This window comes from Bradyrhizobium sp. GCM10028915 (assembly GCF_042666195.1).
Lineage (GTDB): Bacteria > Pseudomonadota > Alphaproteobacteria > Rhizobiales > Xanthobacteraceae > Bradyrhizobium > Bradyrhizobium canariense_D.
This window is the reverse complement of record NZ_JBHTFN010000007.1, coordinates 95055-104717: the sequence shown is the minus strand read 5'-3', so window position 1 is coordinate 104717 and position 9663 is coordinate 95055. Positions and strand designations below refer to the sequence as shown.

Genomic DNA, 9663 nt, shown 5'->3' with positions numbered 1-9663 from the left:
GGTGGCGGCGCTGCTGGGCGCGGCGGTGCCGCAGCCGGCGGAGGCGCTGCCGGCGGATGGGGAGGTGCAGCTGCGGGCGGCGGTGCGGCCGGGCGCGCGGGCGCCGCAGGCGGCGCGGCCGCTGGTGGTCCCTTCGGCGGCTGCTTCGGTTTTCCGTCAGGGCCGGTCTCTTGTGGCTGCGCCTGCGCGACGACAAGCGGCGGCGCGCCTTGTGCATGCGATGCGGAGCTTGCGAATTGCATCGCGGTCAGAGCCGTGGTGGCAAGCAGCACGAAACGAAGGTTGGTCATGTGGTGAACTTCCCCGGAAGGTTCTTTGACGAAGTGTTGGGATGAACAGCTACGCGTTAGGCCGGATTGTGGCGGACGAAGCGGACGCGGCCCGATTTATTTCTGCACGCAAATCACCTCACTATGGTGACGTTCATTGCGCATTCAGACGCAGGTTGCAATTGCCTCGGATGTGATGCGTCGCCTCATGCGCGATCCCGCGGCGGACTTGCATCCGTCGCGGGATTCGGCGTGAGCGGTCCGTTCGGTCCGCGTGATGGAATCTCTTCAGGCATGCGGCCCGGCAATTCGTCGGGCGGCGCTGGCGAGCCGGGCTCGCGCACCGGCGGTGCGATTTCAGGCTGCGGATTGCTCGGCGGAATCCCCGGCGGCGGTTCGGTGGGCGTACCGGGCGTCGACGGCGGTATCTCGGGCGGCTCGATCGGCATTACATAGAGACCTTGCGGTTGTCGCCGAGATCGGGGCGCGTGTTCGTCACCGCCGCGGCCGCCATCTTCACATAGGAAATCACGGTGCCGGGCGAGTCCCAGAACTCGGCATCGTCAGGCGTGACCTTGAGCACGCGGATGTTCGGATATTCCGCAGAGTCCCACCACGCCTTGGCCGGCGTCGAGAACAGCTCCTTGATCTTGGCACGGTCATTGGAGATCATTGCGGTGCCCGTCAGCGACACGTATTTCTGGCTGCCGGCATCTGCGAACGACAGGTTGATGGACGGATTGCGCGCGATCTCCTCGTCCTTGTGACGCCGCGCGTCGGTGAGGAAATAAATCGTGTTCGCGTTGCGGTCGAGATAGGCGCTCATCGGCCGCGCGCGGAGCTTGTCGCCATCGCGCGTCACCAGCATCGCGAATCCGATCGTCTTCATCAGATCCCATACGCGGTCGACGTCGCGGGCATTGTCGTTGGCCATGTCGTGCTCCTTCTTGCAAGGGACGACAACGGCGCGCGCGGAACGAGGTTCCGGCCGAAGGATGGAACTTATCTATTCCGGCGCGTGGCAAACCGCCTCGATGTTGTGTCCATCAGGGTCGAGCACGAAGGCGCCGTAATAGGTCGGATGGTAATGCGCCCGGATGCCCGGCGGCCCGTTGTCGCGCCCGCCCGCTGCAATCGCCGCCTTGTAGAACGCGTCCACCGTGGCGCGGTCCTTCGCCAGAATCGCGACATGCACCGGCTTGTTCAGCGCGCCCTCGCCGCCGATCCAGAAATCCGGCTTGCCGTCGGCGCCGAAGCCGGCGGCTGGATCGTGTCCGGTCTGCTCCTGCGTGACCTCCATGATCAGGCTGTAGCCGAGCGGCGCCAATGCCTTGGCGTAGAACGCCTTGGCGCGCTCATAGTTGGAGACCGGGAAGCCCATATGGTCGATCATTCGTAACCTCCGTTGTTCGTCGTCAGCGCGACAGGAACGTATTGCTCCGCGTCTTGCGCGCAACCACGAAACCGCGCGCGACCATGTCGGCGATACAATCGTCCCGCCATTCCTTTTGCGACAAATGCTCGATTACCACCGCGCGCGGCCATAGCGATTGCGGCGCGTCGCGGAAGAAGCCGATCAAAACGCGATCCTCGAAGCCCTCGACGTCGATCTTCAGCGCGTCCACCTTGGTGACGCCGGCCTCGCCGAGAATGCGCGTCAACCGCAGCGAGGGCACCTTGATCGCCTCGGCGCTGGCCGTGCCGGTGACGACATGCGTGGCACCGAGATTGTCGCCGCCGCTCTCGATCATCAGCTCGCCGTCGCTGTCGCCGGCGGCCGCCTGCACCAGGCGCACCTGCGTCGCTTTCGACGCGGCCTGGTTGAACGACAGCCGTCCAAACGTCATCGGATGCGGCTCGATGGCGATCACTTTGCCTGATGGCCCGACCTGTCGCGCCATCACCAGCGCGAAGGTGCCGACATTGGCGCCGACGTCGACGAACACGCCGCCCTCCGGGGTGTGCTGGCGCAGGAAGTCGAGCTCGTCGAGATTGTAATCGGGATTGAACAGCGCGCCGCGCTCGGTGGCGCTGCCCTGGTGATAGAAGCGGAACGATGCGCCCTGGTATTGCACGTCGATGGGACCACCGCGCAGCAGGTTCACCAATCGCGACAGCCAGGGCCGGAACGCGCCGCGCTTCAGCCCCGATTGTGTCGCGAGGCGAATGATCGCGGCCTGCGCCGCGTTCGGCGCAAACGCGCCGAACGGCGCGGACGAAGGGGCATTATCGGTCGCCAAGTCAAAGTCCTCGTTGCAAGCGGCGCATGCATAGCCGGTTTTGCCGGGGACTCCAACGCTCGATCCGGGCAACAATCTCTGGGTCGTCCCGGCCTTCGCCGGGACGACGAAGAAAAGAGACCGCCCCTCACGCCGCCTTTTTCGGCGCCTTGCGCTGGCGCAGGAAGCGGCCGAGCAGCTTGCGCTTGCCCTTGCGCGGGATCAGGTCGATATCGCTGACGAGTTTTGCGCCGCCCTTGCGGCGCTCCAGCACGATCTTGCGGCTGTGGAAGGCTTCCAGCTCGACACGATGCGCGACGCTGACGATGGTGGCCTTCGGCAGTTCGTCGGTGATCATCTTCATCATCTTGTCCTGGCTCTTCTCGTCGAGCGCCGAGGTCGCCTCGTCGAGCACGACGATATCCGGGTTGTGCAGCAACAACCGCGCGAAGGCGAGGCGCTGCTTCTCGCCGCCGGACAGCGTCTGGTCCCAGGGTGCTTCTTCCTCGATCTTCTCCTTGAGATGGTCGAGGCCGACCTTGTGCAGGGCCTCGCCGATCTCCTCGACCGTCCAGTCGTCTTCCGCGCCGGGATAGGCGACGGCACGACGCAAGGAGCCCGACGGCACGTAGGGTCGCTGTGGCAGCATGAACAGCCGCCGGTCGGGATGGAAATTGACGCTGCCGCCACCCCATGGCCAGAGCCCGGCGATGGCGCGCACCAGCGTGCTCTTGCCGGTGCCGGATTCGCCGGCCACCAGCAGCCGCTCGCCACGCTCGATCACCACCTCGGTCTCGCCGACCACGGCGGTGCCGTCATCGAGCGTGACGGAGAGATCCTTCAGCTCCAGCATGGCGTCATTGCTGGTCTCGCCGCGCTTGATGCGGCCGAAGCCGTCGCCCAGCTCGGCGCGCTCGAGGCCGTCGAGCGACATCATCAGCGAGGCGATGCGGCGAGCGCAGGCATTCCAGTCGGCGAGCCGCGGATAATTGTCGACCAACCAGCCGAACGCGCTCTGCACGATGGTGAAGGCGGAAGCCGCCTGCATCACCTGACCCAGCGTCATGCTGCCGTCGAGGAATTTCGGCGCGCACAGCAGAAGCGGCACGACCGGCGCAACGAGGCTCGATCCCTGCGACACCAGCGTGGTGCGCATGTGCTGACCCGCGAGCCGCGCCCATTGCCGCAGCACGTTGGTGAAATTGCGGTCGATGCCGTCGCGCTCCTCCTCCTCGCCGCCGAGCAGCGCGATGCTCTCGCCGTTCTCGCGCACGCGCGTCAGCGTGTAGCGGAAATCGGCCTCAGCCTGGTTCTTGTCCTCGGAGACCTGCACGAATTGGCGGCCGATCACCAGGATCGAGCCCGATGCGATTCCCGCATAGAGCATCGCGGCGATCACCAGGAAGCCGGGAATGGTCACCGACGATCCCGCAAGGGTGACGGTGAGCGCGCCGCCGATGGTCCAGAGCACGACGATGAAGGTCACGGCCGACAGCAGCGCGGACGTCACGCCGGCGAGAAAATCCACCGGCGAATCGGTCGCGACGCGCAGATCCTCCGCGATCCGGTATTCCGGATTCTTGTGGTCGCCGCTGACGAGATTGAGCTGGTAATAGCGGCCGTTGCCAAGCCAGCGCGTCAGCACGCTTGCCGTCAGCCACGCCCGCCAGCGCCGCTGGATGCCCATGCGCGCGAACACTTGTGCCACGCCGAGCACGATGCTGCCGATCGCGAGCGGGAAGAATACCGCGGTGAGATGGAAGACGGTGGACGCCTCGCGCTTCTCGATCGCGTCGAAGATCGCCCGATTCCAGACATTGATGCCGTATTGGAAGCCGACGGTGAGGACGATCAGCAGGCCGAGGCCGACGGAGTAGAGCCACGCAAGCCGGTCGCCGTTGCCGCCCCAGAAGCCGCGCGCGCTGATCCAGAAGCGGGTGAGGAGATAGTCCTTGCGGGCCTGCTCGGCCTCTTCAGGCGACAGCTCCGGGTCGGGCTCGATCAGCTCGGGCGGCGGCGGAGCCACTTCCCCGCCGGTCTCGCCGATGATTTCGACGATGGGCGGCTTCTTGCCCGATTCGCGTTTTCTGACCGGCTTTTGCATGGCCGGATAACGCAAGCTAAATCAAAAGGTTCCCGCAGGTTCCGGGCGTCAGCTCACTCGGCGGCGCCGTCGCGCACCCGGCGCCGCGCGACCCGGTGCAGCACGCGCGATAGCTGATCGATCGCGTAGGGCTTCTGCACGAGCTCGAAATCGACCTTGCCGTCCTGGGACAGCGCCTCGCTGTAGCCGGTGGTCAGCACGACCGGCACGCCGATGCCGCGGACCGCCTGCGCGAGATCGAGCCCGGTCATGCCGGGCATCACGATGTCCGAGAAAACGACATCGAAGCGATCGGCATCCATGACCAGCTCGGCGAGTGCATCGGTTGCGTTGTCGATCAGCGTGACGCTGTAGCCGAGCTCGGTGAGGCCGTCGGCCGCGAAATTGGCGAGTTCGATATTGTCCTCGACCAGCAGCACCGACATGCCGCTGCCGGCCACGGCCGGGGCCGTATTCGGTGCCTGCCGCTGCGGCAGCAAATCCGGCGCCACGCGCGGCAGGTAGAGCGAGAAGGTGCTGCCGTGGCCGACCTCGCTGGTGACTGTCACCTCGCCGCCGGACTGCCGGGCAAAGCCGAACACCTGCGACAGGCCGAGACCGGTGCCGTGGCCGATCTGCTTGGTGGTGAAGAACGGTTCGAAGATGCGCTCGAGCCGCGTAGCCGGAATGCCGATGCCGGTGTCGCTGACGGCAATGCCGACGAAACCGTGTTTGCCAGCAAGGTCATGGCCGCCTGAAAGATCAGGGCTGCCCGAGACGGGAGCCCGCGTGTCCGCAATGGTCGCTGCGGCCTCGACGTTGAAGACGATCCTGCCCTTGCCGTGCATGGCATCGCGCGCATTGGTCGCCATGTTGATCAACGCCGTCTCGAACTGGCTTGCATCGGCATTGACGAGGCAGGGCTCGGCCGGCAGCCGCATCGCGATTTCGATCGCGGGTCCGAGCAGCGTCGCGAGCATGTCGTGCAGCGACTGCAACCGCGCGCCGACGTCGAACACCTCCGGCTTCAAGGTCTGGCGGCGCGCGAAGGCGAGCAGCTGCGATGTCAGCTTGGCTGCGCGCCCGACCGCGTCCGCGATGGCGGTGATGTAGCGCTGGCGCCGCTCCTCGCTCAGCTGCGGCCGGTTCAGCAGGTCGACCGAGGCGCGAATCACGGTCAGGAGGTTGTTGAAGTCGTGAGCGACGCCGCCGGTGAGCTGGCCGAGCGCCTCAAGGCGCTGGCTGTGCTTGAGCGCCTCCTCGGCTTCGCGCCGCGCGGCGGCCTCGGCCTGGAGATGCTGGGTACGCCGGAACGCGAACGCCAGCAGCAGAAACAGCAGCGCGGTGGCGGGAATGCCGAACACCAGATGCTGGCCCATGGTGGCGAACCAGCGCGCGCGGATCGCCGAGGTCTCCAACCCCGCGCTGACATAGATCGGGTATTCGGCGATGCGTCGGTAGCCGATGCGGCGCTCGACCTCGTCCGATGGCCAGGCAATGGTGATGAGGCCATGCTCGGGGTGAGCTGCGATGCTGCGGCCGACCGGCCCGTTAGGATCGAGCCTGAGGTCGCGATCCAGCTGCGGAAGATGCGCCAGCACCACGCCGTCGGTGCGTCCCATGGCGAGGAAGCTGCCGGGGTCGGAGCCGATCCGGGCATAAAAGCTCTCGAAATATTCCGGCAGGACGGAGGCCTGGATCACGCCGATGAAGCTGCCGTCGTCGGAGCCGCGGCGGCGGCTGACCCCGAAGAAGCGCGCGCCCTGATAGGGCTGGCGCGGCGTCAGGGGAACGCCGATGTAGCTGCCGATGGTCTGGTCGACATGGGCGGCAAAGTAATCACGGTCCGCAAAGCTCTGCGCCGGCGGCGGCGATGCCAGGCTGTTGACCAGCGACTTTCCGTCCGCATCGAAGATCCAGGCCGATTTGAGCTGCGGCAGCGAATCGGACAGTTGCTTCAGGCGGCGGTGCAGGCCCGGTTCGCGCGAGCGGATGATGTCGTCGGGCATGCCGCGCACCACCTCGTTGATCTCGGCGAGGCTGCGGTCGATGGTCTCGAACACCTTGAGCGCATGCTCATGCGCGACATCGAGGGTGCGCTCGATCTCGCGGTCGGCGATATCTTTCGTCGAGGTGTAGGAGATCGAGGCGGCGATCGCGAACAGCGCAATCGGCAGCGCCAGGGACGCAGCCATCATCCACTGCAGCAATCTCAGCGAATTGCGTTGTGCGCCCTGCACGGTCGCTCCGGTCCCACGCCGGTGAGCTTACTTGAATTTCGCGCCGGGAAGAAAGCGGCTTGTGGCGGGAACCAGAGGTTGCAACCCGCCGGCTTGCCCGCGTAGGGCTGAGGTAAAATCTACTGGAAGATGCGCCCGCCGTAGAATGCCCCGGCCGTGCCGGCCGGGGATCGCAGCATGAATGACGCCTAGATCTGGCGCTCGACCATCTTGAGCTTGAGCTCGGCGATGGCTTCCGCCGGGTTGAGGCCCTTCGGGCAGGCCTTGGCGCAGTTCATGATGGTGTGGCAGCGATAGAGGCGGAACGGGTCCTCGAGATTGTCGAGCCGCTCGCCGGTCGCCTCATCCCGCGAATCCGATACCCAGCGGTTGGCCTGGAGCAGCGCGGCGGGACCGAGGTAGCGCTCGCTGTTCCACCAATAGCTCGGGCAAGAGGTCGAGCAGCAGGCGCAGAGGATGCATTCATAGAGGCCGTCGAGCTTCTCGCGGTCTTCGTGGCTCTGCTTCCATTCCTTCTGCGGCGTCGGCGAGGTCGTCTTCAGCCACGGCTCGACCGAAGCGTACTGCGCGTAGAAATTGGTGAGGTCGGGGATGAGGTCCTTCACGACAGGCTGGTGCGGCAGCGGATTGATCTTCACCGCGCCGTCCTTCACGTCGTGCATCGAGCGGGTGCAGGCCAGGGTGTTCTGGCCGTCGATGTTCATCGCGCAGGAGCCGCAGACGCCTTCGCGGCAGGAGCGGCGGAAGGTCAGCGACGGGTCGATGTTGTTCTTGATCCAGATCAGGCCGTCCAGCACCATCGGCCCGCAATCATGAGTGTCGACGTAATAGGTGTCGACGCTCGGAGTCTTGCCGTTGTCCGGATTCCAGCGATAGACGCGGAATTCACGGACCTCAGTCGCGCCCGCGGGCTTCGGCCAGGTCTTGCCGCCTGATATCTTGGAGTTCTTCGGAAGTGCGAATTCAACCATTTCGATAAAGCTTTCGCTGTTCGCTCAGTACACGCGCGCCGTTTAGTAAACGCGAGCTTTGGGCGGGATGTACTGGACGTCGTTGGTCATGGTGTAGTCGTGAACGGGGCGGTACTCGATCTTGACCTTGCCGGAATCTTCCAGCCAGGCCAGCGTGTGCTTCATCCAGTTCTTGTCGTCGCGCTCGGAGAAGTCCTCGCGGGCATGCGCGCCACGGCTCTCGGTGCGGTTGGCGGCCGAGTTCATCGTCACCACCGCCTGCGAGATCAGATTGTCGAATTCGAGCGTCTCGATCAGGTCGGAATTCCACACCAGCGAGCGGTCGGATACGGCGATGTCGATGATGCCGCTATGGACCTTCTCGATCAGGTTCTGGCCTTCGCTCAGGATGTCGCCGGTGCGGAACACCGCGCAATTGTTCTGCATGACGTGCTGCATGCCTTCGCGCAGCTTCGCGGTCGGCGTGCCGCCGGAGGCGTAGCGGTAGTGGTCGAGCCGGCCGAGCGCCAGGTCGGACGAATTCGTCGGCAATTCCGGCTGGCTGGCGTTCGGCGTGAGCTTCTCGGCGAGGCGCAGCGCCGCGGCGCGTCCGAACACGACGAGGTCGATCAGCGAGTTGGAGCCGAGGCGGTTGGCGCCGTGCACGGAGACGCAGGCGGCCTCGCCGATCGCCATCAGGCCGGGGATGATGGCGTTGTCGTCGCCGTCCTTCTTGGTCAGGACTTCGCCGTGATAGTTCGTCGGGATGCCGCCCATGTTGTAATGCACGGTCGGCACAATTGGGATCGGCTCGCGCGTCACGTCGACATTGGCGAAGATCTTTGCGGATTCCGAGATGCCCGGCAGGCGTTCGGCCAGCACCGCGGGATCGAGATGGTCGAGATGAAGGAAGATGTGGTCCTTCTTCTTGCCGACACCGCGACCTTCGCGAATCTCGATGGTCATCGCGCGCGAGACGACGTCACGCGAGGCCAGATCCTTGGCGGAGGGCGCATAGCGCTCCATGAAGCGCTCGCCCTCGGAGTTGACGAGATAGCCGCCTTCGCCGCGCGCGCCTTCGGTGACGAGACAGCCCGAACCGTAGATGCCGGTCGGGTGGAACTGCACGAACTCCATGTCCTGCATCGGCAGACCGGCGCGCAGCACCATGCCGCCGCCGTCGCCGGTGCAGGTGTGCGCCGAGGTGCAGGATGCATAGGCGCGGCCATAGCCGCCGGTGGCGAGGATCACGGTCTGGGCGCGGAAGCGGTGCAGCGTGCCGTCATCGAGCTTGAGCGCGATAACGCCGCGGCAGGTGCCCTGGTCGTCCATGATCAGGTCGATGGCAAAGAACTCGATGAAGAACTCGGCCGCGTGACGCAGCGACTGGCCGTACATCGTGTGCAGCATGGCGTGGCCGGTGCGGTCGGCGGCGGCGCAGGTGCGCTGCGCCTGGCCCTTGCCGTAGTCCATGGTCATGCCGCCGAACGGGCGCTGGTAGATCTTGCCGTCTTCGGTGCGCGAGAACGGCACGCCCCAATGCTCGAGCTCGTAGACCGCCTCGGGCGCGTTGCGCACCATGTATTCGATCGCGTCCTGGTCGCCCAGCCAGTCCGACCCCTTCACGGTGTCGTACATGTGCCAGCGCCAGTCGTCCTTGTGCATGTTGCCGAGCGACGCCGAGATGCCGCCCTGCGCCGCGACGGTGTGCGAGCGGGTCGGAAACACTTTGGTGATGCAGGCGGTACGAAGACCGGCTTCGCTGCAGCCGACCACGGCGCGCAGGCCCGCGCCGCCGGCGCCGACCACGACGACATCATAGGTGTGATCTTCGATCGGATAGGCTTTGCCGTTGGTGGCGGGAGCGCCGTTGCCCTTGCCATTGGTCTCTGTGGCCATGGG

Annotated in this window: 8 protein-coding genes and 1 pseudogene; all 9 read right to left on the bottom strand. The window is 65.6% G+C overall.

Going from position 1 to position 9663, the window contains the following annotated elements:
* A pseudogene (locus ACFQX9_RS05820) lies at positions 1-290 on the bottom strand (OmpA family protein); the annotation flags it as partial.
* 185 nt (positions 291-475) lie between these two features.
* Positions 476-718, bottom strand: a complete 243-nt coding sequence (locus ACFQX9_RS05815; protein ID WP_018459772.1) for a hypothetical protein — start codon at positions 716-718, stop codon at positions 476-478.
* The gene (locus tag ACFQX9_RS05810; RefSeq protein ID WP_377787135.1) at positions 718-1203 is read right to left on the bottom strand and encodes a pyridoxamine 5'-phosphate oxidase family protein; all 486 of its coding nucleotides are present in this window, start codon (positions 1201-1203) and stop codon (positions 718-720) included. Before ACFQX9_RS05810 ends, ACFQX9_RS05815 begins: the two co-directional genes overlap by 1 nt.
* A 72-nt stretch (positions 1204-1275) precedes the next feature.
* Complete coding sequence (locus ACFQX9_RS05805) at positions 1276-1662, bottom strand: VOC family protein (RefSeq protein WP_377787131.1); 387 nt, start codon at positions 1660-1662, stop codon at positions 1276-1278.
* Positions 1663-1684: 22 nt separating this feature from the next.
* Entirely contained in the window at positions 1685-2509 is an 825-nt protein-coding gene (locus ACFQX9_RS05800; protein ID WP_377787128.1) for an FkbM family methyltransferase, read from the bottom strand.
* A 127-nt stretch (positions 2510-2636) separates the two neighbouring features.
* Complete coding sequence (locus tag ACFQX9_RS05795; protein ID WP_377787125.1) at positions 2637-4592, bottom strand: ABC transporter ATP-binding protein/permease; 1956 nt, start codon at positions 4590-4592, stop codon at positions 2637-2639.
* Positions 4593-4645: 53 nt separating this feature from the next.
* A complete protein-coding gene (locus tag ACFQX9_RS05790; RefSeq protein WP_377787122.1) occupies positions 4646-6811 on the bottom strand; it encodes an ATP-binding protein in 2166 nt (721 codons plus the stop codon).
* A 188-nt stretch (positions 6812-6999) separates the two neighbouring features.
* On the bottom strand, positions 7000-7782 hold the full coding sequence (locus ACFQX9_RS05785; RefSeq protein ID WP_377787120.1) for a succinate dehydrogenase iron-sulfur subunit: 783 nt from the start codon (positions 7780-7782) through the stop codon (positions 7000-7002).
* Positions 7783-7824: 42 nt separating this feature from the next.
* A complete protein-coding gene (gene sdhA, locus ACFQX9_RS05780; RefSeq protein ID WP_085348452.1) occupies positions 7825-9660 on the bottom strand; it encodes a succinate dehydrogenase flavoprotein subunit in 1836 nt (611 codons plus the stop codon).
* Between the last annotated feature and the right edge of the window lie 3 nt (positions 9661-9663).